The following is a 22,679-nucleotide window of genomic DNA, read 5'->3' as shown; positions in this document are numbered from 1 at the left end:
CGGCCGCCCCCCCCGGCCGGGCTCCCGCGCGTACCGCCCGGTCCCGCCGGTCCGGTCAGTCCAGCACCGGCAGCAGCTCCGGCAGGTGCCCGTCCGAGGCGCGCGCCGCGTCCTGGCGCTCCCGCGGCACCTCCCCGTACAGCGTCGTACGGGCCTTGGCGGGCCGCCCCGCCGCCTCCGCCACGGCGATCAGGTCCTGCACCGACTTGTACGAGCCGTAACTCGACCCCGCCATCCGTGAGATGGTCTCCTCCATCAGCGTCCCTCCGAGGTCGTTGGCCCCGGACCGGAGCATCTCGGCCGCGCCCTCCGCCCCGAGCTTGACCCAGCTGGTCTGGATGTTGGGGATGTGCGGGTGGAGCAGGATCCGGGCCATCGCCGTCACCGCCCGGTTGTCGCGGACCGTGGGACCGGGCCGGGCGATGCCCGCCAGGTACACGGGCGCGTTGGTGTGGATGAACGGAAGCGTCACGAACTCCGTGAAACCGCCCGTCTGCTGCTGGATCCGGGCCAGCGTGCGGAAGTGGCCGAGCCAGTGCCGCGGCTGGTCCACGTGCCCGTACATCATCGTGGACGAGGACCGGATCCCGAGCTCGTGCGCCGTCGTGATGACGTCGATCCAGTCCGCCGTCGGGAGCTTGCCCTTGGTCAGCACCCAGCGGACCTCGTCGTCCAGGATCTCCGCCGCCGTCCCCGGGATCGAGTCCAGCCCGGCCTCCTTGGCCGCCGTCAGCCAGTCCCGTACGGACATCCCCGTACGCGTGGCGCCGTTGACGACCTCCATCGGCGAGAAGGCGTGCACGTGCATGCCGGGGACCCGCTGCTTCACCGCGCGCGCGATGTCGAAGTAGGCCGTCCCGGGCAGGTCCGGGTGGATGCCGCCCTGCATGCAGACCTCGACCGCGCCGACGTCCCAGGCCTGCGCGGCGCGGTCGGCGACCTGGTCCAGGGAGAGCGTGTAGGCATCGGCGTCCGTGCGGCGCTGCGCGAAGGCGCAGAAGCGGCAGCCGGTGTAGCAGACGTTGGTGAAGTTGATGTTGCGCGTGACGATGTACGTGACCTCGTCGCCCACGACCGACTTCCGCAGGTCGTCCGCGATCCGGCACAGGGCGTCCAGCGCCGGGCCGTCCGCGTGCAGCAGAGCCAGGGCCTGCGCGTCCGTCAGCTTCGTCGGGTCGTCGGCGGCCTGCGCGAGGGCGGCCCGTACGTCGGTGTCGATGCGCTCCGGCACCATGCCCGGCGCGGCGGCCTCGCGCAGCGCCTCCCAGTCGCCGTAGACGTCGTCGAAGTCCTCCCGGCGGTCGCCGGTGCGGCCCTCGGTGTCGATGGTGGCGTGCAGATCGGTGCGCCCGTACGCGCTGAAGCCCTCGTCAGGCTCCTGCCACGGCCGCCCCACGACCTGCGCCGACTCGTCCGCGAGCCCGGTCTGTCCGTCGGCCAGCGCGCGTACGTGCGGCAGCAGCCGGGGGTCCAGCCAGGGCTCGCCGCGCTGGAGGAACTCGGGGTAGATCGTGAGGCGTTCGCGCAGCTCGAAGCCGGCGGCGGCGGTCCGCGAGGCCAGCTCCTCGATGTGCGGCCAGGGGCGCTCGGGGTTGACGTGGTCGGGGGTGAGCGGGGAGACCCCGCCCCAGTCGTCGATGCCCGCGCCGATGAGCAGCGCGTACTCGGCGTCCACCAGGTTCGGCGGCGCCTGGATCCGGGCGCTCGGGCCCAGGATGTGCCGGGCGACGGCGATGGCCGCGGCCAGTTCCTCCAGCTCCGCGTCCGGCATGCCGCGCATGGCGGTGTCCGGCTTGGCGCGGAAGTTCTGGACGATGACCTCCTGGATGCCGTGGTAGCTGCGCTGGATGCGGCGCAGCTCGAAGAAGGCGTCGGCGCGCTCCTCGTAGGACTCGCCGATGCCGATGAGGACGCCGGTGGTGAAGGGGACGTTCGAGCGTCCGGCGTCCTCCAGCACCCGCAGCCGCACGGCCGGCTCCTTGTCGGGGGAGCCGTGATGGGGGCCGCCCGGCTCGGACCACAGACGGGTGGCGGTGGTCTCCAGCATCATGCCCATGGACGGGGCGACGGGCTTGAGGCGCTGGAGGTCGGACCAGGTCATGACGCCCGGGTTGAGGTGCGGCAGCAGGCCCGTCTCCTCCAGCACGCGGATGGCCATGGCGCGCACGTAGGCGAGGGTGTCGTCGTAGCCGTGCGCGTCGAGCCACTCGCGGGCCTCGGGCCAGCGGTCCTCGGGGCGGTCTCCGAGGGTGAAGAGGGCTTCCTTGCATCCCATGGCCGCGCCCTGGCGGGCGATGTCGAGGACCTCGTCGGGGGAGAGGTACAGGCCGTGGCCGCTCTTGCGCAGCTTGCCGGGGACGGTGACGAAGGTGCAGTAGTGGCACTTGTCGCGGCAGAGGCGGGTGAGGGGGATGAAGACCTTGCGGGAGTAGGTGATGACACCGGGCCGCCCGGCGGCGGCGAGCCCGGCGTCCCTTACCCGTGCGGCGGAGGCGGCGAGGTCCCCCAGGGCCTCGCCGCGCGCCTGGAGGAGTACGGCCGCCTCGGTCGCGTCGAGCGCGACGCCGTCGCGGGCCCGCCGGAGCGCACGGCGCATCGCGTTTTCGGTCGGAGCGTCACTCGGAGTGGTCATGGGCCGAGCATACGATCCGACGTTCCCGGCGCGGGGCGGCTGTGGGATGGTTCATCTCATCAGCTCACCGGCGTTGACCAGCAATGACTGGCCGGTTATCGCCCGCGCCCGGTCGGAGGCGAAGAAGACGGCGGCGTCGGCGACGTCCCCGTCGGTGGCGAGGTCGGGCAGTGCCATGCGCTCGGCGAGGCGGGCGTGGACCTCGGCCTCGGGGACGCCCTCGGTGTGGGCGGAGAAGGTGACGAAGGCCTGCACCGGCGGCCCCCACATCCAGCCGGGCAGCACGGTGTTGACCCGGATCCGGTGGGGGCCGAGCTCGCGTGCCATGGAGTACATGGCGGAGGTCAGGGCCCCCTTGGAGGCGGCGTAGGCGGCCTGTTGGACCTCGTTCGGCGCGGCGACCGCGGACTGCGTCCCGATGATCACGACGGACCCGCCGTGTTCCTTGAGCGCGGGCAGGCAGGCCCGGGTCATGCGCAGGGTCCCGAGCAGGTTCACGTCGATGATCTGCTGCCAGGTCCGGAAGTCGGCGTCCTGGAGGCCGCCGAAGTACGAGTCCAAGGCGGCGACGTGCACGACCGCGTCGATCCGGCCGAACCGCGTCCGCGCCAGCTCGGCCAGGGCCTCGCACTGCCGCTCGTCGCCGATGTCGGTGGCCAGATGGGCGGTGTGCGCGCCCCCGGGGTCGATCTCGGCGGCGGACTTGGCCAGATTGGCCTCGGTGCGCGCCCCGAGGACGGCGTTCCCGCCGTCGCGCACGACGGCGGCGGCCACCTGGTGCCCGAGCCCGGCCCCGACTCCGGAGACGATGACGGTCTTCCCTTGCAGCAGCATGACGAGCCTCCAGGCGGACGCACTGACCTGACGGCCCGTCAGGCTACGGGGGCGGCGCGGCGATGTGAAGGGGAGGGGCGGCGGCTCCCCCTGAGGAGGACGGGGGCGGCCGCCTCCATCCGGTTGACCGCCGGGCGGGTCGGCCCCGCGGTCCCGTGGACGGCTGGAAGCATGCGTCCATGGCATCCCGGGCAGGCACGGCCGAGAGTTCGGCGAAGGCTCGACTGGTGCTGGCGACGCTCGCGGCCGGCCAGTTCCTGATGGCCCTCGACAGCTCCGTCATGAACGTCTCCATCGCCACGGTGGCCGAGGACGTGGGCACGACCGTGACGGGCATCCAGGGCGCCATCACCGCCTACACCCTGGTGATGGCGATGTTCATGATCCCCGGCGGCAAGGTCGGGGCGCTGATCGGCCGCAGACGGGCGTTCGTGATCGGCTGCTGCATCTACGGGGCCGGCTCCCTCACCACGGCGCTCGCACCGAACCTCACCGTGCTGCTGCTGGGCTGGTCGTTCCTGGAGGGAATCGGGGCGTCGCTCATCCTGCCCGCGATCGTGGCGCTCGTCGCCGGCAACTTCGCCGTCGAACGCCGCCCCGCCGCCTACGGACTCGTCGTGGCGGCAGGGGCCGTGGCGATCGCGCTCGGGCCGCTCATCGGCGGTATCGCGACGACGTACTTCTCCTGGCGGTGGGTGTTCGCCGGCGAGGTCCTGGTGGTGCTCGTCATCCTCGTGTTCGCGCGCCGCATCGCGGACGCCCCGCCCGGTGAGCGCCGGCGCATCGACTACGTCGGCGCCGTCCTGTCCGCGCTCGGGCTCGGGCTCTTCGTCTACGGCGTGCTCCGGTCCGACGAATGGGGCTGGTTCAGGCCGAAGCCCGACGCGCCCGCGTGGCTCGGGATCTCCCTGACGGTGTGGCTGATGCTGACGGGTCTGCTGCTGATCAGGCTCTTCCTCCGCTGGGAGGCCAGGGTCGTGGAGCGGGGCGGGGATCCCCTCGTCGATCCCGGCATGCTGCGCAACAGGCAGCTCAGCGGCGGGCTGACGATGTTCTTCTTCCAGTACCTCGTGCAGATGGGCGTGTTCTTCCTCGTCCCGCTCTACCTGTCCGTCGCCCTGGGCCTGTCGGCACTGCAGACAGGCGCCCGCCTCCTGCCGCTCTCGGTGAGCCTGCTGGCGGCCGCGATCCTGATCCCGCGCTTCCTCCCGGACGTCTCGCCGCGGCGGGTGGTGTTTCTCGGGATCGTCGCGCTGCTGGCGGGCGCGGTGGTCCTGATGGCCGCGCTCGACCTGGACGCCGGGGCGGAAGTCGTCACCGTCCCGCTCCTGCTGATCGGGCTCGGCATGGGAGCACTCGCGTCCCAGCTCGGGTCGGTCACCGTGTCCGCGGTGCCGCAGGCACAGAGCGCGGAGGTCGGCGGCGTACAGAACGCCGTCACCAACCTCGGCGCCTCGATCGGTACGGCGCTCGCCGGATCGGTCATGATCGCCGCGCTCGCCACGTCCTTCCTGACCAGCATCACGGCGAATCCGGCGGTCCCGGACAGCGTCAAGAGCCAGGCGACCGTCGAGCTCCAGAGCGGCGCGCCCTTCCTGTCCGACGCCCAGCTCCAGACCGCCCTCGACGAAGCCGGCACGAGTGCGGCGGTCTCCGACGCGGCACTGGACGCGAACGCCGAGGCCAGGCTCGACGGCCTGCGTGCGGCACTGGCCATCCTCGCCCTCGCCGCGATCATCGCCCTGTTCTTCGTGAACCGGATCCCGTCGACCCAGCCGCGCTCGCCGGAGCCGTAGCCCGGGCCGCAGCCCGCAGCCCGCAGCCCGCAGCCCGCAGCCCGCTGTCCGCGTGGAATGCGGGTCCGGGGCCGGGCGCGCAGCATGGAGGCATGGCCGTCAAGGCGCCCCGTGTGTCCCGCCGTCCGCCGCCCGGGCCGCCGCGGACGGCCTTCGCGGCTGTCGCGGCCTTCCTCGCGGCCGCTCTGGCCGCCGGGCCGGCCGGTCCCGCCCGTGCCTTCACCGGTGACAACCACGAGGACATCACCCGGGCCGCCCTGCCCTGGCAGCCCAGGACGCTGGCCGAGATGTCCGACGCCCACCTGGGGGCGATCAACGCCAACGACCGCCGTCCCTACTTCGACGTCGGACCCCTGCACTGCGACAACGCCGACTACCTCGACCCCCGCCACGCCCCCGGCTACCCCCGCACCCGGGACGAGGCCACCACCGAGCTCCTCGCCTGCGTCCGCACCTCCGTCGCCCGCTTCCGGAGCGCGGTCCGGGCCGCCGACGGCCTCGTCGACGCAGACGGCAAGGTGCGCGCCGACCAGAGCGACCTCTCCTCACCCTGCACGTGGGAGGAGAAGCCCGGGCGGGCCAAGTGCGTCCTCATCGAACAGCTGGGCCGCGGCTGGCACCAGATCGAGGACTTCTACGCGCACTCCAACTGGAGCGACCGGCCGGCCCCCGGTCCGGTCGGCCCCGCCAACCCGCCCGGCCTGGAGCGTACGGACGTGGCGCCGTTCCTCGACATCCGCCGCTACAGCGCGATGAAGGACGCCGACTGGACCCGGGAGGCGCGGGAGCACATCCCCGCGGACCTCGCCACCGGCTGCTACCCCGACGTCGACTCCACCGGCTTCAAGCCCGCCGACTGCGACGGCCGCGTCTCGCACAACCGCGACCTGAACAAGGACACCGCCGCGTCCGCCCGCTCGAAGACGGGCGACAACTTCCGCCGCGCCACGGCCGGGGCCGCCGCCGAGATCACGCGCCAGTGGAACGACTTCGAGGCCGAGCTCCTCGCCGCGTACCCCGAGCACCGGCGCGGGGCGCAGATGATCTGCGCCCTCGTCCACGACGACCCGGCCACGGCCTGCCCGTGACGGCGCGGGGAACGGTCCGCCGCCGCTACCACCGGCCCCCGTGTTCCGTCAGTGCTGCGCCCAGGCGGGCCACGCCCTGCGAGATCTCCTGCGGCGTGTGCGTCGTGAACGACAGGCGCAGGGTGCGGGGGTCCGGGGGGCCGGTGAAGAAGGAGGAGCCCGGCACGAAGGCGACCTCGTGGGCGATGGCCGTCTTCAGGAGGGCCGTCGCGTCGTGGCCCTCCGGGAGGCGGGCCCAGACGAACATGCCGCCCTCCGGGCGGTTCCACTCGGAGCCCGCCGGGAGGACGTCGGACAGGCCCGCCAACAGGGCGTCGCGGCGCGGCCGGTAGGCGGCGCGGACCGTGTCCACGTGGGTGTCCAGGTCCGTCGTGGCCAGGTAGCGGGCCGCGGCCAGCTGGTCCACCGTCGACGTGTGCAGGTCGGCCGCCTGCTTCGCGATCACCGCGGCCCGCAGCAGCGCCGCCGGGGCCCGCAGCCAGCCCAGTCGCAGCCCCGGCGCCATGATCTTGGAGAAGCTGCCGAGCAGCGCCGTGCGGTCCTCCGCCCCCGGGTGGGCCGCCAGCCAGGGGACCTCCGCGCCCTCGTAGCGCAGTTCCCCGTACGGATCGTCCTCGACCAGCCACAGTCCGAGGCGTGCCGCCGTCCTCGCCACCTCCGCCCGCCGGTCCCCCGGCAGGGTGCGGCCCGTCGGGTTCTGGAAGGTGGGGATCGTGTAGAGCAGCTTGGGGCGTTCCCGTACGACGGCCTCGGCCAGGGCCTCGGGGATGATGCCCTCGTCGTCGCAGGGCACGGCCACCACCCGCGCCCCGGCCAGTGCGAAGCACTGGAGCGCCGCCAGGTAGGTGGGGTTCTCGACGAGGACCACGTCCCCGGGCTCTATCAGGGCGCTCGTGATGAGCGTGAGGGCCTGCTGGGAGCCCGAGGTGACGATCACGTCGTCCACGGCCGTCGCCAGCCCCCGCGCCGTCGCCCGCTGCGCGACGGCGGCGCGCAGCTCCGGCGCCCCCTCGGTCGTCGAGTACTGCAGCGCCCGCCGCGCGGAGTCCGTGAAGGCGGCGTCGTACGCGGTCCGCAGCCCCTCGGTGTCGAAGAGCTCCGGGGCGGGGAGGCCGCCGGCGAAGGAGATGATCCCGGGGCGTGCGGTGAGCGCGAGGATCTGGCGTACGGACGAACTCTCCACCGAGGTGGCACGCGCGGCGAACGCGGGCGGCGCCGACACGGCGGCGGAAAGGGCGGCTTCAGCGGGCACGGGAGCTCCTTGGGGAGTCGGGTGCGCGCATCGTAGCCCCGGAAAGATGCAGGTGGCACGTATGTATGTCACGTCGTGAACCGGCCCCGGCCCCTCCCCATCTGACGGCATATCAGCTAGACCGGTCCCATGACGACAGGAGAGCAGGGCCGACGGCCCCAGGACCGTCAGCCGCAGCAGGACACCCGCGCCGACGACTACGCCGCTCTCGCGGCCGTCGGCCCCTACGGCGTCCGCCCCGGCCATGCGCTGATCACCATGGTGGAGCCGCACCCGGGGCACGAGTACGCGTACAACCGCTGGTACGAGGACGACCACTACTACGCCGGCGCGATGGCCATGCCCTGGATGTACGCGGGCCGCCGCTGGGTGGCCACCCGCGAGCTCCAGGAGCTGCGCTACCCCGAGAAGTCGGCCGTCGCCCAGCCGGTCACCGCCGGCTGCTACATATCGACGTACTGGGTCACCGAGGGCCGCTACGACGAGCACATGAAGTGGACCGTCGGCATCAACAAGCGCCTGAACCGCGACGGCCGGGTCTACCAGGACCGTACCCACGTGTTCACGGCCTTCCAGGACCACGAGGCCACCGTCTACCGCGACGGCGCCGCCGGCCCGCGCGACTTCCACGCCCTCGACCACCCGTACGCGGGCCTCGTCGTGCAGGTCGTCGACGCCGAAGGCCCCGAGCAGCGGGCCGAACTGCTGGAGTGGCTGCGCGCACGCGCCCTGCCCGGGCGGCTGCACGGCTCTCCGGCCGCGATGGTGACGGTCTTCCGGCCCACGCCGCTGCCCGGTGACCGGATGACGTACGTCAAGCAGGTCGAGGGGGTCGACACCCGCCTCACGCTGCTGTGGTTCCTGGAGCAGGACCCCCGGGAGCCTGCCTGCTGGGGCCACTTCCAGGGGCTGGACGCCGAGGTCGCGGAGGCGGGGCTGGGACGGGTGGAGCTGGTCGCGCCGTTCATCCCCACGGTCCCGGGGACGGACCGGTACGTCGACCAGCTGAGGTGACCGGCTGAGGTGGCCGGCTGAGGTGGCCGCACCCGGGTGCGCCCGGACGTGGCCGAGCCCCCTCGGCCAGGACGGCGGCCAGTCGAGAGGGCTCTAGTCAGTACTGCGGAAGTTCGGACGGCCCGGTGGTGCCGACGGCTGATCCGTGGCGGCTGGGGCGTCTGCAGTGACGTTCAGGCTAGACGTCCCAGCCGGCCCTCGCTGACACCGTCGACGAACGAGGTCCAGGAGCCGGGCGCGAAGGTGAGGGACGGGCCGTCCTGCACCTTCGAGTCACGGACCGCGATGGCCTCCATGACGGGGGACTTGACCTCGACGCAGGCTCCGTTGGCGGAATAGGAGGACTTGGTCCAGTTGTCCGTGGCGCCCTGGCGAATAGCCATGTTTCTCTCCGGTTCAGCGAGTAGTTCTGCTGGCGTGTCGGCCACTTGTCCGGCTGACGTGATCGACGCTACCCGCAGCTCCTGATAGGTGAAGGAGCCGTTCACCCGACCGAGTGGCATATTCCAGTCAGGGCTTATGTGGCCGGGGAGTGACGGTGTACCGTGCCGACCCGCCGCGCCGCCCTCCCGGACTCGCCCTGTTTCCGGCTGATTTACTCGCCTTCGCCCGCGTAGTGGTCGATGATCCCCGAGATGAACTCCCGCGTCTGGCCGACGTTGAGGGCCTGGGCGCGCAGGTGCTCGTACATCACGCTGTACTTCTGCACGTCGTTGGCCTTCTCCAGGTACAGGTCGCTCGTCACGCCCTCGATGTAGACCACGGTCGAGTCGGACGCGTCCGGGAATTCCAGGATGGCGTACTGGCCGTTGACGCCGGGGTGCGCCCCCAGCGAGAACGGCATCACCTGCACCGTGACGTGGGGCTGCTCCGACTGCTTTATCAAGTACTCGAGCTGCCGGGTCATCAGCTGGGCGTCGCCCACGCACCGGCGCAGCGCGGCCTCGTCGATCACCGCCCACAGGCGCAGCGGTCCGAGCTCCGGGTTGTTGTTGTCCGTCTCGGAGAGCCGCTTCTGGCGGTGCATCCGGACCTGGACGCGCTTCTCCACGTCCGCCGGAGCGGTCTCCGGCCACGCGCCGCGGACGAGGGCCTGGGCGTACTCCGTGGTCTGGAGCAGCCCCGGGATGACCAGCGGTTCGTAGGTGCGCAGGCTCGCGGCATCCGTCTCCAGGCCGATGTAGACGCTGTACGGGATGTCTCCGAAGGCGTGCCACCAGCCCTGCTGGCGGGAATCCTTGGCCATCTGCATGAGCGAGTCCACCAGCCGGAGGTCCTCCACCTCGTACACCTCGCACAGGTCGCGTACGTCGCGCTGGCTGATGGAACGGCGGCCGTTCTCCAGCCTGCTGATCTTGGACTGGGAGACGAGCAGGCGCTCGGCGACCTGCTCGGCCGTCATGCCCTTGTCCTCGCGGAGCTTGCGCAACTCCATGCCCAGTCGGCGGCGTCGGACGGTGGGATTGACATTGGACGCCACGTGAACGGCACCTCCGCCTTCTTCTGTCGCGGTCTCTCTGCGTGTCTGATGTCGAGCAGACTGCCACCGAAGCGGGCGCCACCGCTGGGGAACGGCCGGGAAAACAGACGCGCGGGGCGACGCGGCCCGTGTGATGGCCTCGTCACCCCGCGCGCTGGCGGCTCCCGAACCGGGTCTTCGCGGACGTCGGTTACGGCGATGGCAATGCGGTGGAGCGGGTGGATCAGTGCGCGGCCGCGCGGGCCATCGCACCGGTCCGGCGCGGCTGCAGCGGGACGCTGCTCGCCGTGGCACGGGCCGGCGGTGCCGGTGCGCGGTCACGGCGCGGCTGTGCGGCCACACCGTTCTGGACGTCCATCACGGCATGCGCCACGAGTCCGCCCATCGGGTCGTGCCGGATCAGGTCCCGCAGCCGGGACCTGGACGACCGCCCCTCGTTGCCGGGGTACAGGTGCTTGCCGAGTCCGACCGCGTGGGCCAGCGCGGCAAGCGCCGCGGTCCGCGGGTCCGGCGGTACGCCGGTGCGGATCGCACTGTCGAGCCGGGCACGGATCTCCCGGCTGATCGCCGTGTCCGTCGCCTGGTAGCGAGTCGTCGGCAGCACCCCGCACATCTGTCCCGCGACGGCGTGGACCATGCCGCAGCGCTCCAGGTGGGCGAGGTAAATCTGGCGGAGCCCCAGCCGGGGTCCACCGATCCAGTGGACGGCCCGTACCGGACTGCCGCGCCTGCGCAGCAGTTCCAGTGCGGAGTCCAGAGTCGGATCTCCTGTCGGCCGTGGCATCACCACGGCGATACGATCCCCGTCAGGGGCTATCCGTCCTGCCAGAGCCAGCTCCACTAGCTGTGCCCCGGCCAGGCCGAGGTCGAGCGACTGCGGCTGCGCCGTGGTACCCGTGGCCGGGTCCAAAGCGAGCAACAGAAGCTCCTCCGGAATTGTTCTGCGGCTCCTGCCCATCCATGCCTCCCCGCGTGGATGAGTGACAGGGTGACGCCTCTCACATTCATCTGTCGAGAGCGCGTGGCCGCTTTGTGGGGGAACCCGCAGCTATGTCGTTCTCGTCTAGCACGTGGGCGATGCCCCCTAGACGGGACACTGTTAGACATTCGGACAGCCGGACGTGGCGGCGATGGAGGAGGAACTGGTGGCGGGCGAGTCCCCCGACAAGTCGGTTGATGAAGGAACGCCGGGGGCGGCGTCGACCTCCGCGGAGGGTGACCCGAGGCTTTCGGTGTTCAGGCCGCGGGATCCCGAGGCCCCCGCCGCTGAGCGGGATGCGCTGCGGGACGTGGTGGCGGCGTGGGTCGCCACGTCCGAGGAGAAGGCCTCCGAGGAGGACCGGGCCCCGGAACGGGGGAGCGGGGCGGCGAGTTCGTCGCCGGACCCCGACTCCGCGGGGTCCTCCGTACGGGCGGAGTCGGCCTCGGCTTCGGATGGTGACGGCGAGGCCGACGGCGAGGCCGAGACGGCGGATTCGGGTTCGGCACCGAAGCCCGCTGATTCCGCTTCGGGTCCGGCCGAGCCGAAGCCGGCCCCGGCCTACCGGCCTGCCGATTCCGCTCCGGCGGAGCCGAAGGCTGCCCCGGCGGCCGAGAAGCCTGCCGCCGTCGAGCAGCCGGCCGATTCTGATTCGGCTGCGCCGAAGGAGACCCCGGCCCGGAAGGCGGCCCCTGCCGCCCGGCCCGCGGATTCCGCTTCGGCCGAGCAGAAGCCCGCCGTGACCGACGGGTCGGCCGACGGTGAGCGCACGGCCGTCTTCCGGGCCGCGAAGCCGGCTGCCGCCAAGCGGCCTGCGGATTCCGGTTCGGCCGAGCCGAAGGCTGCCCCTGCCGACGAGTCGGCCGGCAGCGAGCGCACCGCCGTCTTCCGGGTCGCGAAGTCGGCCGCTGCCGATTCCGCTCCGGCCGGTTCGAAGGAGACCCCGGGCGACCGGTCCGGCGATGCCGGTTCGGCGGCCCCGAAGTCTGCTCCTGCCGAGGAGCCGGCCGGCAGCGAGCGCACCGCCGTCTTCCGGGTCGCGAAGTCGGCCGCTGCCGATTCCGCTCCGGCCGGTTCGAAGGAGACCCCGGGCAACGGGTCCGGCGATGCCGGTTCGGCGGCCCCGAAGTCTGCTCCTGCCGAGGAGCCGGCCGACAGCGAGCGCACCGCCGTCTTCCGGGCCGTGAAGCCGAAGGCTGATTCCGCTTCGGCTTCCGCCTCCGCCTCCGATTCCGCTTCCGAGGGCGAGTCCGTCAAGGAGCCCGCTCCGCGTGAGCGGACCGGGGTGTTCCGGATTCCGAAGGTGGATTCCGACGCGGATTCCGCCGACAGCGAGCGCACCGCCGTGTTCCGTGCGGTGAAGCCGAAGCCGGCCGCCGATTCCGGTCCGGCCGAGCCGACGGCCGCCCCCGCCGACGAGTCGGCCGACAGCGAGCGCACCGCCGTCTTCCGGGCCGTGAAGCCCGCCGCTGCCGACTCCGCCGCGGCGGCGCCGAAGGCCAGCACCTTCGTGCCGCTGCGGACCGACGAGCCCGGGCAGCAGCCGAAGCCGAAGCCGGCCGAGACCCCGGCTCCGAAGACCCCGGCCGCGAAGACCCCGGCTCCGAAGACCCCGGCTCAGGGGGCCCCGGCCGCGAAGGCCCCTGCTCCGGAGGCTCCGGCCGCGAAGGCGCCCGCCCCGAAGGCCCCGGCCCCGAAGGCCCCGGCCCCGAAGGTCCCGGCGCCCGCGTCCGGCCCCGCGTCCGGCTCCCCGTCCGCGCCCGCGATGGACCGCGCGGAGCGGACCACCCAGCAGCCCCTGCCCCCCAGGCCGCCGCTCGACATGCTGGCGGACCTCACGAACAACCCGCCCCCGCCGCCGAGCCCGCTCCGCACCGCGATCCGGCGGTTCAAGATCTACTTCCCGCTCGTCGTGCTCCTCGCGATCATCCTGGCCGTCGTGCAGCTGGTGCGCCCCCTGCCCCAGCCGAAGCTCGTGATGACCGCGAAGTCCCAGTACACCTTCGGCGGCTCCAAGCCCGACCTGCCCTGGCCCAGTGAGGGCCAGGCCTACATGGCCGCCGCCGGCCTCGGCACGCTCGGCCAGTCCGGCGAGCAGAAGCCGGTGCCGATCGCGAGCGTCACCAAGTCGATGACGGCGTACATCATCCTGCGCGACCACCCCATCAAGAAGGGTGAGCAGGGCGCCTTGATCGACATCGACAAGACCGCCGAGACCGAGGGCAAGAAGAACAACTCGACCGACAACGAGTCCACCCTCGACACGGTCAAGGAGGGCGAGAAGATCTCGGAGTACGACGCGATCGCCGCCCTCATGATCCCGTCGGCCAACAACATCGCGCGGCTGCTGGCGCGCTGGGACTCCGGTTCCCAGGAGGCGTTCGTCAAGAAGATGAACGACACCGCCAAGGAACTCGGCATGAAGAACACCACGTACACGGACCCCTCGGGCCTGGACGCGACCACGGTGAGCACCGCCGAGGACCAGGTCAAGCTGGGCCTGAAGCTGGTGGAGATCGAGACGCTGCTCGAGATCACGAAGAAGCCCAACTGGACCGACCCGTCGGGCAAGTCCTGGCGGAACTGGAACGGCCTCGTCCCGGCCAACGACTCACTCGGCATCAAGACCGGTACGACGACCAAGGCCGGCGGAAACCTCCTCTTCGCCGCCCAGAAGAAGGTCGGCAAGACCAACCAGCTGATCGTCGGAGCCGTCCTCGGTCAGCACAAGCCGCCGATCATCGACAGCGTCGTCGCCGCGAGCAGGCAGCTGATGATCGCCACCCAGAAGTCCCTCGACGGCGCGCCCGTCGTGAAGAAGGGCGAGGTGGTCGGCTACGTGGACGACGGCCTCGGCGGCCGGACCCCGGTCGTCGCCACCGCCGACGTCCAGGCGGTCGGCTGGGCCGGCCTCACCGTGGACGTGAAGCTCGCCGACGGAGGCAGCAAGATCCCGCAGACCGCCACGGCCGGCACCGAGATCGGCGTACTGACCGTCGGCGAGGGCGCGAGCCAGGTGAAGGTGCCGGTGGCCCTGCAGAGCGACCTCGCCGCGCCGGGCATCGGCAGCAAGCTGACGCGCGTCGGCTGACAGCAGGTGGGAGCGTGGATCCGGCGTCCCGGGCAACCCCGGGACGCCGGAGCACGTCTCACGTCCCGGGACCCGGGACGTGTCCGCGGGTGTGGAGCCATGTGTCGATCCACGTGTTGGGGAGTGCGGCAGTGACCACCGCTGAGCAGCAGGGACGCCCGCGGGCAGCCGTTTTGTCGGCCGCCGGCGGCGAGGGCGACACCGCGCTGCCCGCTCCCGCCGCGCCCGGCGGCATACCCCGCCGGGTCCTCGACCGGGTCCGCCGTCACCCGGTCGCGGTGTCGACGCTGCTCGCCGGGGTGCTGCACGTCGTCTGGTTCTTCAGCTTCGCCAACAGCGGCGGCGATCTCGCCGCGCAGGACGCCTGGGCGGAGTTCGTCGGCCGCCACCCCGACTCGGCGTACAACCTCGCCTGGTACGGCGGCATGCACCCCGTCTCGTACAGCGTGGTCTCGCCGTACCTCATGCACATGCTCGGTGTCCGGACCACGATGATGATCGCGGGTACCGTCTCGGCCGGGCTGCTCGCCCTGGTCCTGACCCGCTGCCGCGGGGCCGTGCGCGAGCCCCTGTGGCCCGCCCTGGCCGGGGTGTACGGGCTGCTCTGCAACGCCCTGTCGGGCCGCGTCACCTTCGGCCTCGGCGTGATGTTCGCGCTCGGCGCGGTCGCCGCCGTCTTCTGCTGGCCCCGCAAATGGGCGGAGCGGCGCTGGGCCAAGGCGGCCGTCGCGGCTCCGCTGGCCGGGCTCGCGACCGCCGCCAGCCCGGTCGCCGGGCTCTTCCTCGGGGTGATCGCGGCCGCGCTGTTCCTGAGCGGGCGGCGCCCGGGCGCGTACGCGCTGGGGCTGGCCCCGATGGCCGTGGTCGGGCTGTCGGCCTGGCTGTTCCCCTTCTCCGGGACGCAGCCGATGAAGCTGGGCTCGGCCGCGCCGCCGTTCGTGTTCGCCCTGGCGGTCCTCTTCCTCGTCCCCAAGCGCTGGAAGACGGTCCGGATCGCCTCGGCCGTCTACACCTTCGGCGTCTACCTGACCTGGCAGATCGACTCCCAGGTCGGCTCGAACGTGACCCGGCTGGTCATGCTGTTCGGCGGGGCCGTGCTGCTCGCGGCGCTCCCGTACCCGGTCCGGCGCTCGCGGCACTGGTACGCGGTGCTGCTGGCCTTCGCCGGGCTGAACATCTGGATCACCACCAACAGCATCACGGACATCGTCCGCACCACCCCGGTGGCCGCCTGGAACCGTGAGCTGGCCCCGCTCGTCGACCAGCTGCAGAAGGCGGGCGCCGACCGGGGCCGGGTCGAGGTGGTCCCGGCCAGCAGCCACCGAGAGTCCTCCGCCTTCCCCTCGTACGTGAACCTCGCGCGCGGCTGGAACCGGCAGGCCGACCTGGAGCGGAACCCGCTCTTCTACGACGACACCCTCACCGCCGACAGCTACCGGGCCTGGCTGGGACGCTGGGCCGTGCACTACGTGGTGCTGCCCGCCGACAAACCCGATTCGGGCGGCGAGGACGAGGCGAAGCTGGTGCGTGGCGGGCTCCCGTACCTCCAGCAGGTGTGGGGCGACGCGAACTGGCAGCTGTTCAAGGTGCACGAGCCGACGGATCTGGTGTCCGGGCCGGCGACGGTGGTGCGGGCGGGCGCCGACCGGCTCGTCATCGACGTGAAGCAGCCCGGGCGGGTGCTGGTGCGCATCCCGCACTCGCCCTGGCTGGGGCTGGTGGACGCGGCGGGCAAGCCGGTGGCGCCGCCGGAGGAGACCTTCGCGTCGAAGGCGAAGACGGCCGCTGCGAAGGAGTACGCGAACACGGCCGGATGCCTGTTCAAGGCCGCGCCGGACGAGTCCGGCGACGTGTGGACGGAGCTGCTCGCGCCGGCGCCGGGGGAGTACCGGGTGGCGGCGAAGTACCAGCTGCCGCGTGGCACGCCGTGCCCGGAGGAGCTGGTCTACGGCGTGCTGGGGCCGCCGGAGCGGCCCGCTCCGCCCCGTCCTTGATCCACGGGGCGATCCGGAAAACTTTGCGTCCGGTCCGGGTGCGTTGTCCCGTATATCTGCTTACGATCCCAGTAGTCCGATTGGGTGCTTCCCGAGGGAGTTGACGACGGGATGAGCAAAGAGCAGAAGCAGGACTTCCGAGAGGCTTTCCAGGCCCCGGAGCCGGATCGGCCGCCGCGTCCGGCGGGCCACGGCTTCGACGGCCTGCTGCGGAGCAAGGTGAAGGGCGGGGCGCACACGAAGGCGGCCCTGAAGCGGTCCGGGACTCCGCAGGGTGACCGCATCGGCGAGCGCAGCAGAGGCCTGAGCTGACCTTCTCGTAACTACTCGGACAGCCCTTCCGGCTACTGCCGGGAGGGCTTCGTGCGTCCTGCGCGGCGCCCTCGCCGCGCCGCGATCCGCCGCGATCTGGCCTGATCTGGCGTGATCTCGACCGGAGGCCGCCTGATGCCCGCTCAGGCAGGCCGATTACGGTGGGCTGGCCGGGGAGCCCGGCGCCGGACAACTGAGGACGGACGGGTCCGCAGGATCATGAACGAGACCCAGCGCACGATCAGCCTCCGGCTGCCCGCCTGGACCTCCACACTGACCTGGAAGGCCACCCTCTTCATCACCTTCATGTGCTGCGGCCTCGCGGCCCTGCTCGGCGGCCTCGTGCACAACGCCATGACGCACCAGACCGTCGGCACGGCGCGCGAGAAGGCGCTCGCCAAGCTGGAGCGGACCGTCGCGTCGTACGAGGCCGGCGCGCGCATGGCGCGGGGCGAGGGCATAGACCCGGTCGGTCTGCCCGCGGAACTGCGCCGGCTGGCGATCAGCGGCAAGCGCGGCACGGCCATCGGCGAACACCGCGGCCGGTCCGCCATGTGGGCGGCGGCCCCGGCCGACCACGACAGCGCCATAGCCGTCTCCGTCGACTTCACCGCCGCCGAGCGGACCATCGCCGAACTGGACCGGGCCATCCTCGGCTCCTCGGTGCTCGCCATCGGCGGCACCCTCCTGATCGGCGCGCTCGGCGTCACCCGGATCACCCGGCGGCTGCACCTGACCGCGCAGGTCGCCCGCCGGATCAGCGCGGGCGACCTGGACGCGCGGGTCGGCGACAGCCCGCGGAACAAGGACGAGGTGGCGGCCGTCTCCCGGGCCTTGGACACGATGGCCTCCTCGCTCCAGTGCAAGCTGGAAGCCGAGCGGCGGTTCACGGCGGACGTCGCCCACGAGCTCCGCACCCCCCTGACCGGCCTGAACGCGGCCGCCGAGCTCCTGCCGCCGGGCCGCCCGGCCGAGCTCGTACGGGACCGCGTACGGGCCATGCGCGCGCTCACCGAGGACCTGCTGGAGATCTCCCGGCTGGACACGGGCACGGAGCGCGTGGACCTCGACTCGTACGACCTGGCCGACCTGGCGGCCCGTACGATCCGCGCCTCGGGCGCGGACACGGCCCTGGAGGTGGTCTCGTCCCTCCGGGTGGAGACGGACCGGCGCCGCCTGGAGCGGATCCTGGGCAACCTCATCGCCAACGCCCACAAGCACGGCGCGGCCCCGGTCACGGTCACGGTGGACGGCCGGACCCTGACCGTGACGGACGCGGGCCCGGGCTACCCGGAGTACCTCCTGACCGCCGGCCCGCAGCGGTTCCGTACGGAGGGCATGAACAAGGGCCACGGCCTGGGCCTGACCATCGCCGCGGGCCAGGCCCGCGCCCTGGGCGCCACCCTCGCCTTCCGCAACCCCGCTCGGGGGGGCGCCGAGGCCCGCCTCGCCCTCCCCGCACCGCCGGCCACCGAAGGCGCGGAGTAACTCCCGCACCGGGCCCGCCTGTTGGGCCACGACGACGAGGACCCCCGGCCGAAATCGGCTGGGGGTCCTCGGTCTGTGCCCTCGGCAGGATTCGAACCTGCGACACCGGCTTTAGGAGAGCCGTGCTCTATCCCCTGAGCTACGAAGGCGGGGGCTTGACGGAAACCGTGAGGGAAACCCCAGTGGGGTCCGCCCTCCCCGGCGCATCAAACGCCCTGGTCAGCTGGCAGGTGCAGGTGTCGGGTGGGGTGCCCGGGCGGACACTTTCGCCAACACGCGCGCAGTAGCCGACTGACCACCGACAGCCTAGCGGATCGTGCTGGGACTGGTCGCATGGATTGCCGTGGGAGTGGGGCTGTACTGACGGCAGGGCTGTGACCTGGGGGTTCTGGTCGTTTGTCGTCGGCGATGGGCTGGTGCCGCTGGGGGTTGCTCAAGGAGCGGCGCGCTTCGGGAGGGGGAAGGTCCTGACGCACGGCGTGGGCGAGACGGGTCGGCGAACGTATCGGCGAGCTCTCCCAGTTGGGGGATGAGGGGGGTGCTCCGGTCATGCTGCCGCTGGTGGCGGCTGGGGCCGGCCTCCGCCGCCGCGTCGGCCCACCCTCGGGGGCCGGTCGATCTTGGCGATTCCTCCAGGGCTATATCAAGCCAGACTCGCATATGTGGACGTTCCTCCAGTGCTGTGGACATTTTTGCCGTGCGAAGAAATCGAGACCCCCGTCTGGAGCAGGTCTCCTGCGTGTATTGACCAATCGGGAATGTCCGATTCCGGCCAAGAGGGGGCGATTGGTGACTGGCATGATCAACGGAAGCGAACGAATGTTCGCTACTGACGGGTGTGCCGACTGACGCAGGCGTGCCCGGACAGTCGATGAAGGGGAGGTGCCATGAACACACTCGACATCGAGTTCGAGGAGTTCTCGCTCGAGGAGATCTCCGTGGAGGACGTACCCGACACCACCGGCCTGCCGGTGATGGGGGCATCCGACGGAGCCTCGTGCTGCCGGGCCAGCTGTTCCTGCTGCAGCAGCAGCAGCTGATCAGCCGTTGCCGAGGGCCGCGTCCATGGTCCTCGGCAACACCTCCCGATCACGGGGACAGGCAAGACCGGCCGGCACGAGCGGCCGCGGCAAGAAAGAGGGGGACCGCCTGCATGAGGCGATTCGTCGTGGCCGAAACAGCCACCACGCGGGTCAATCCACTTCCGTACACCCCGCTGGTGCGGCCCCGGGCCGCCGCCTCGTGGGACCGACTGCTCACCACGGCCGTGCAGGCACTCGGGGCGGCCCGTGCAGCGGACGACGAACTGAAGTCCGCCGCAGGGCAGGATGGCGGCCGCCCCGAGTACGTACGGCTGCGGCGCAGGATCCGCGAAAAGCCGATGACGCCACTGCCCGATACGCGCGCCGCCGAGGCCCACTGCGAACCGGCAGTGCGCCGCTGGCACGCGGCAGCCGCCGCCTATCGGGACCTCCTGGCCGCCGTGACACGCGAACGCGAGGGCGAACTGCTCCATGAGCGCTTCGCCTTGAGCACCGTGTGCGCATGGCCGACCCTGTCGTCATCGGTCGAGCTGGTGAGCCCTGACCTGGGGCACGCGGTACGCCGCTACGCGGCGGGAGCGGGCACGGCGGACCGGGCCGACCGCAAGTCGGAGCCCCGTATCACCGCCTACGCCCTGCGGAGCATGACCCGCACCAGTCCGCGCTCCGTCTTCACCGTCGTCGCGATGTCCGCCCTCGCCGCTTCCGACGCCACGCCGACCGATGTTGCGAGCTGGGAGGCCGCCCCGCCATCCGGCATCCTGCGCGCCGTCGATGTGCAGCGCGGTGCGCTGCTGTCCGCTCTCGAACCCGATCCGGGTACGGCGGGGCACGTACGGCTCGCTCCGCTGCTGCCCGCGGCCGCGTCCGAGACGGCCTTCATGGCCATCACGGGTCGGCCGCCCCGGCCGCGGAAGGTGACCCTGCGCCGCAGCCGCGAGCTGGGCGAACTGATCGCCGCCTGCCGCTTCGGCGTGCACCCCTGGGAGACGCTGGCCGACTCGCTCGCCTCGGCGCTCGACTGCTCCGTCAGCCGGGCTCTGCAGGTGATGCGCGCCGCCCTCAAAGCCGGCCTGCTCGCCCCCGCGCTCCCCGTGGACGACCAGGACCCGCGCTTCCTCCAGGCGTGCCTCGACGCGCTGCCCGAAGACGACGGAACGCAGGACGGCGGGCGGCAGGACGGCGGGCGGCAGGACGGCGGTCTTCGGCCCACGCTGCGGGACATCACCGAGCTGACCGGCCTCCTGGCCACCGACGACGCGGAGTCCCGGCCCGGGCTGATGGGACGCCTGCGTGCGGCGGCCGAACGGCTGCCGCACCCCGACACCTTGCCGCTGCGGGTCTACGAGGACGCCGTCGCCGACCTGCCCGCCACCCCGCGTCCCACGACCGTGCTGCGCGCCGCGGCGGATCTGCTGCCCGTGCTCGCCGCCTTCGACCTCAAAGCCGATCTCCGGCTGGCCCTGCAGGCCGCGCTGCGCGTACGGGGAGGCAGGGCCCGGCTGCTGGAAGACGCGGAGGGCCTCGCGGACGAGGCCGCCCGGCTCGCCACCTCGGCGGCGGCCGGGGGGCGGCTTCCGGACCCGGAGATCCAAGCCTCCATGGACGAGCTGTGGCGGTTCCGGCACCGGATCCTGGCGGACCTGGCCGCGTTGCTGGCCTCGGCGGCCGCAGCCGGAGACGGCACGGAAGCCGTCATCGGGGAGGAGTCCGTACGGACATGGGCCGCGGCCCTCCCCGCGTGGCTGCACCAGGACAGCACCTCCTACGCGTTGATGGCCCAGCACGCGGCGGGCGACTGGGTGGCCAACAGCATCTTCGGCGGGCTCGGCGCCACCGCGGCACGCTTCCTCCACCTTGACGCCGCCGCGGGTGGCGACGCCACAGATCTGCTGAAGCTGCGCCTGCGCCGGCTCCTCGGCCCCGGAGCGGCCGAGGACCGGTCCGCCCACGGATTCAACACCGGCTGCCATCCGCAGCTCCTCGACGACGTCATGGGTCCGGCGGACTGGGCACGGACGTTCCTGGTCGACGACGGGCCTCCCGGCCGGCTCTCCTGGGAGATGCCGCGCGCTCTGCACCCGGTGACCGTCACCTCCACCCGGTGGGACCTGCTGCCCGCGCCCAGCCGGATCGCACTGTGGCTCCAGGGCGGCGGGTTGCTCAGCTGTTCGTATGACCACGTGTACCGCGATACGGTCCGGCCCGGCGCCGACGGTGTCCTCGCCGTCCCCCGCCTGCGCTACGGGAACCTCGTGCTCCAGCGGCGACGCTGGTACCTGCCGGACGCCTCCGTACTGACCGATGCGCACCGGGGCTCGGCCGACGACCTGCACCGCCTGGTGCGGACCCTGGCCGAACACGGAGTTCCCGCACGGTTCTTCGTCAAACAGCTGCCGCCGTGGCAGCGAGGCGAAGCGCTCGTACCGGACGTCACGGCGCGCCCGGCTCCGCAGCCCAAGCCCCGTTTCGTCGACACGGCCGGCGCGCTGGGACTCGGCTCGTTCGCCAAGGACGCGGCCGACTTCACCCACCCGTTCCTGGAGGAGTGCCTGCCCGAGCCGGTCGCCGGCAGGTCCGTCCGCGAGGCGGTCTACGAGTTCGACGCGGCGAACGCCGACGCCGATGCCGACGCACCACAGACACCGGGGAGGGGATGACGGCGTGCTGACCACCGTGCGCGTCCATGACTACCGGGGGGACCCCTTCCCCCTGCTCACCGGCGGCGTGCTGCCACTCGTGGCGGACTTCGCGGCGGACACCGCCGTCCCCGTGTGCTTCCCCACCCGGCACTGGGACGGCGGCCCCCACCTCGCCCTGCACCTGGGGTACGGATCGCCGTCCGCCGCGGCTCTCGCGACCGTGCGGGAGCGGCTCGCGGCGGCGGCCGGGACGGGAGACGCCTGGTCCGCCGCGGAGTACCGGCCTCGCGTCCGCTCGCTGGCGGCGTCCGAGGGCACCGAGGTCCGGCACGCCCTGCCGTATCCGCACGCGGCCGTGGCCGTCTCCACCGACCCCGTCGCCCCCGGCCCGGTGGAGGCGGCACGGCACCGGTTCCTCACCGAGCTCGCCCTCCTGCTCCCCGAGGGGCTGACCGAGGACGCGGCGACGGCCCGGTCCCGCGCGCCCGGACTCGCCCTGCAATGGATGGCGGCCGTGGCGGCGGCCTACCCGGGCGGAGCACGGTTCGGTTCTCTCTCGTTCCACTCCCACGCAGAGGCGTTCCTCGCCTCCCGCCCGGACGGCGAGGAGTTGCGGGTCCGCTTCACCACCGCCGCCGAACGCCACCGTCCGCAGACCGACCGGCTGGTGGACATCGCGCTGCACCGGCCGGAGCAGCTGCCGGGGCACGCCGCGTGCGTGGCCGCCTGCCGGCAGCTGAGCGACCCCGCTCTGCGCCCGGATCTCGACGTGCTCGTCGCGGGGGGCCGCGCCCCGGACACGGGCAGCGCGCCGAGCGCCTTCCACCGACAGCTCGCCGAAGGCGGTTTCGGACAGAACGCGCCGGCCGCCTTCACGGCCTTCAGAGCCGTCGTGAACTGGCTGTACGAAGCCCTGCAATGGCTCGGCGTCACACCGCTCAACCGCTACCTGTACTGCCACAGCCTGGCCAACGCCATAGACGTTCGGCTCGGCGAGCCCTGGCAGGACCGACTCAAAGTGAGGCCCGCCTGAC

Annotated in this window: 16 protein-coding genes and 1 tRNA gene; 10 read left to right on the top strand and 7 right to left on the bottom strand. The window is 72.3% G+C overall.

The window, feature by feature from the left end; all coding sequences use genetic code 11:
- Positions 1-55 precede the first annotated feature (55 nt).
- A complete protein-coding gene (locus tag OG737_RS12065) occupies positions 56-2,632 on the bottom strand; it encodes a bifunctional FO biosynthesis protein CofGH (RefSeq protein ID WP_328926189.1) in 2,577 nt (858 codons plus the stop codon).
- 51 nt (positions 2,633-2,683) lie between these two features.
- Complete coding sequence (locus tag OG737_RS12060; protein WP_405921503.1) at positions 2,684-3,466, bottom strand: SDR family oxidoreductase; 783 nt, start codon at positions 3,464-3,466, stop codon at positions 2,684-2,686.
- A gap of 179 nt (positions 3,467-3,645) precedes the next feature.
- On the opposite strand from OG737_RS12060, the gene OG737_RS12055 reads away from it, so the two are divergent.
- Together OG737_RS12055 and OG737_RS12050 are read left to right on the top strand one after the other, a co-directional pair.
- Complete coding sequence (locus tag OG737_RS12055) at positions 3,646-5,262, top strand: MFS transporter (protein ID WP_328926187.1); 1,617 nt, start codon at positions 3,646-3,648, stop codon at positions 5,260-5,262.
- Positions 5,263-5,354: 92 nt separating this feature from the next.
- Complete coding sequence (locus OG737_RS12050) at positions 5,355-6,350, top strand: hypothetical protein (RefSeq protein ID WP_328926186.1); 996 nt, start codon at positions 5,355-5,357, stop codon at positions 6,348-6,350.
- A 25-nt stretch (positions 6,351-6,375) separates the two neighbouring features.
- On the opposite strand, the gene OG737_RS12045 is transcribed toward OG737_RS12050, so the two are convergent.
- Positions 6,376-7,602, bottom strand: a complete 1,227-nt coding sequence (locus tag OG737_RS12045) for a PLP-dependent aminotransferase family protein (RefSeq protein WP_328926185.1) — start codon at positions 7,600-7,602, stop codon at positions 6,376-6,378.
- A gap of 129 nt (positions 7,603-7,731) precedes the next feature.
- Here OG737_RS12045 and OG737_RS12040 point away from each other — a divergent pair, with 129 nt between their 5' ends.
- Positions 7,732-8,616, top strand: a complete 885-nt coding sequence (locus tag OG737_RS12040) for a hypothetical protein (RefSeq protein WP_328926184.1) — start codon at positions 7,732-7,734, stop codon at positions 8,614-8,616.
- 173 nt (positions 8,617-8,789) lie between these two features.
- On the opposite strand, the gene OG737_RS12035 is transcribed toward OG737_RS12040, so the two are convergent.
- From OG737_RS12035 to OG737_RS12025, 3 genes are all read right to left on the bottom strand, one after another.
- A complete protein-coding gene (locus OG737_RS12035; protein WP_328926183.1) occupies positions 8,790-8,999 on the bottom strand; it encodes a DUF397 domain-containing protein in 210 nt (69 codons plus the stop codon).
- A 212-nt stretch (positions 9,000-9,211) separates the two neighbouring features.
- A complete protein-coding gene (locus OG737_RS12030) occupies positions 9,212-10,096 on the bottom strand; it encodes a helix-turn-helix transcriptional regulator (protein ID WP_328926182.1) in 885 nt (294 codons plus the stop codon).
- Positions 10,097-10,319: 223 nt separating this feature from the next.
- The gene (locus OG737_RS12025) at positions 10,320-11,054 is read right to left on the bottom strand and encodes a GPP34 family phosphoprotein (protein WP_328926181.1); all 735 of its coding nucleotides are present in this window, start codon (positions 11,052-11,054) and stop codon (positions 10,320-10,322) included.
- A gap of 172 nt (positions 11,055-11,226) precedes the next feature.
- Here OG737_RS12025 and OG737_RS12020 point away from each other — a divergent pair, with 172 nt between their 5' ends.
- From OG737_RS12020 to OG737_RS12005, 4 genes are all read left to right on the top strand, one after another.
- Positions 11,227-14,166, top strand: coding sequence for a hypothetical protein (locus OG737_RS12020; RefSeq protein ID WP_405922416.1), 2,940 nt, complete (start codon positions 11,227-11,229; stop codon positions 14,164-14,166).
- 131 nt (positions 14,167-14,297) lie between these two features.
- A complete protein-coding gene (locus OG737_RS12015) occupies positions 14,298-16,160 on the top strand; it encodes an MFS transporter (protein ID WP_405679741.1) in 1,863 nt (620 codons plus the stop codon).
- A 111-nt stretch (positions 16,161-16,271) separates the two neighbouring features.
- Positions 16,272-16,472: a hypothetical protein gene (locus tag OG737_RS12010; RefSeq protein WP_328926180.1), complete on the top strand. Its 201-nt coding sequence runs from the start codon at positions 16,272-16,274 to the stop codon at positions 16,470-16,472.
- Positions 16,473-16,691: 219 nt separating this feature from the next.
- Complete coding sequence (locus OG737_RS12005) at positions 16,692-17,960, top strand: ATP-binding protein (protein ID WP_405679742.1); 1,269 nt, start codon at positions 16,692-16,694, stop codon at positions 17,958-17,960.
- Between the two features lie 76 nt (positions 17,961-18,036).
- Here OG737_RS12005 and OG737_RS12000 read toward each other — a convergent pair.
- A tRNA-Arg gene (locus OG737_RS12000) sits at positions 18,037-18,109 on the bottom strand.
- A gap of 738 nt (positions 18,110-18,847) precedes the next feature.
- Here OG737_RS12000 and OG737_RS11995 point away from each other — a divergent pair.
- From OG737_RS11995 to OG737_RS11985, 3 genes are all read left to right on the top strand, one after another.
- Positions 18,848-19,000: a thiazolylpeptide-type bacteriocin gene (locus OG737_RS11995; protein ID WP_328926178.1), complete on the top strand. Its 153-nt coding sequence runs from the start codon at positions 18,848-18,850 to the stop codon at positions 18,998-19,000.
- Between the two features lie 113 nt (positions 19,001-19,113).
- Positions 19,114-21,663: a lantibiotic dehydratase gene (locus OG737_RS11990; RefSeq protein ID WP_405679744.1), complete on the top strand. Its 2,550-nt coding sequence runs from the start codon at positions 19,114-19,116 to the stop codon at positions 21,661-21,663.
- 4 nt (positions 21,664-21,667) lie between these two features.
- Complete coding sequence (locus OG737_RS11985; protein WP_405679745.1) at positions 21,668-22,678, top strand: hypothetical protein; 1,011 nt, start codon at positions 21,668-21,670, stop codon at positions 22,676-22,678.
- The last annotated feature ends 1 nt before the right edge of the window (position 22,679 follow it).

The sequence above is a fragment of the Streptomyces sp. NBC_00122 genome, from assembly GCF_045160845.1.
Taxonomy (GTDB): Bacteria; Actinomycetota; Actinomycetes; order Streptomycetales; family Streptomycetaceae; genus Streptomyces.
Note: the sequence above shows the minus strand (reverse complement) of the source record. Positions and strands in the feature narration are given on the sequence as shown.

Excerpts from the sequence above, each read along its gene's own strand:
- OG737_RS12020 (WP_405922416.1), top strand. The coding sequence starts at position 11,227 with ATGGAGGAGGAACTGGTGGCGGGCGAGTCCCCCGACAAGTCGGTTGAT.
- OG737_RS11995 (WP_328926178.1), top strand. The coding sequence starts at position 18,848 with ATGAACACACTCGACATCGAGTTCGAGGAGTTCTCGCTCGAGGAGATC.
- OG737_RS12065 (WP_328926189.1), bottom strand. The coding sequence starts at position 2,632 with ATGACCACTCCGAGTGACGCTCCGACCGAAAACGCGATGCGCCGTGCG.
- OG737_RS11990 (WP_405679744.1), top strand. The coding sequence starts at position 19,114 with ATGAGGCGATTCGTCGTGGCCGAAACAGCCACCACGCGGGTCAATCCA.
- OG737_RS12010 (WP_328926180.1), top strand. The coding sequence starts at position 16,272 with ATGAGCAAAGAGCAGAAGCAGGACTTCCGAGAGGCTTTCCAGGCCCCG.
- OG737_RS12035 (WP_328926183.1), bottom strand. The coding sequence starts at position 8,999 with ATGGCTATTCGCCAGGGCGCCACGGACAACTGGACCAAGTCCTCCTAT.
- OG737_RS12040 (WP_328926184.1), top strand. The coding sequence starts at position 7,732 with ATGACGACAGGAGAGCAGGGCCGACGGCCCCAGGACCGTCAGCCGCAG.
- OG737_RS12025 (WP_328926181.1), bottom strand. The coding sequence starts at position 11,054 with ATGGGCAGGAGCCGCAGAACAATTCCGGAGGAGCTTCTGTTGCTCGCT.
- OG737_RS12060 (WP_405921503.1), bottom strand. The coding sequence starts at position 3,466 with ATGCTGCTGCAAGGGAAGACCGTCATCGTCTCCGGAGTCGGGGCCGGG.
- OG737_RS12050 (WP_328926186.1), top strand. The coding sequence starts at position 5,355 with ATGGCCGTCAAGGCGCCCCGTGTGTCCCGCCGTCCGCCGCCCGGGCCG.
- OG737_RS12055 (WP_328926187.1), top strand. The coding sequence starts at position 3,646 with ATGGCATCCCGGGCAGGCACGGCCGAGAGTTCGGCGAAGGCTCGACTG.
- OG737_RS12005 (WP_405679742.1), top strand. The coding sequence starts at position 16,692 with ATGAACGAGACCCAGCGCACGATCAGCCTCCGGCTGCCCGCCTGGACC.